Origin of the sequence: Pseudoalteromonas holothuriae, from assembly GCF_945859825.1 — a bacterium.
GTDB classification, from domain to species: Bacteria; Pseudomonadota; Gammaproteobacteria; order Enterobacterales; family Alteromonadaceae; genus Pseudoalteromonas; species Pseudoalteromonas holothuriae.
In genome coordinates, this window is the sequence record NZ_CAMAPC010000076.1 from 1 (window position 1) to 779 (window position 779).

General features: G+C 47.4%; 1 protein-coding gene. It reads left to right on the top strand.

What is annotated here, in order from left to right; all coding sequences use genetic code 11:
* Positions 1-779 (top strand): condensation domain-containing protein (locus tag OCI93_RS20935; protein WP_261627261.1); only part of this gene is annotated, 779 nt, incomplete at both ends.

Sequence of the window (779 nt, forward strand, 5' to 3'; positions counted from 1 at the left end):
TTGGCTATTCAGTATGCCGATTATGCGCATTGGCAACATACTTACCTCAAAGGTGAGGTGTTGGATGAACAGCAGCACTATTGGCAAGCACAGTTAGCAGATGTACCTGTGGTGCACGGCCTGCCATTGGATTACCCCAGAGCGGCGGTGAAAGGCAGTGAAGGTGGGCTGGTATCAGAGGTGCTTTCCCAAGCTCTGACATCGTCATTGAAAGCATTGGCACAACAGCATGGTATGACCTTGTTTATGCTGCTCCATGGAGCACTGGGATTAGTACTTGCTCGTCATAGTAATCATCACGACATTGTGTTGGGGACACCGGTTGCCAACCGGACACATGCAGAGCTTGCGCCACTGATTGGTTTTTTTGTGAATACGCTGGTACTGAGAGTAGACACGCGTCATGCCCATTTATCGGATTATTTGGCCCATGTAAAAGAGGTCAATTTGGCGGCGCAATCTAATCAAGATATGCCGTTTGAGCAGTTAGTTGAGATATGTGATGTCCCTCGCAATACAGCTCATAACCCACTGTTTCAAATCATGTTCAGCATGGATACTAATGAACATAGCGAGTTGGCGCTAGACGGGGTGAGTTTTACGCCAATAGAGGCGCAGGTTGTCAGTACCAAGTTTGATATTGAGATCAATGCAGTAGAAGAAAATGCAGAGATAACCGTTAACTGGGTGTATGACACCGACTTATTTAAAGCAGCGCGTATCCATCAGTTACAGGCGCATTTAGAGCGACTATTAAGCAGCATGGTGGAGTGGGGAGC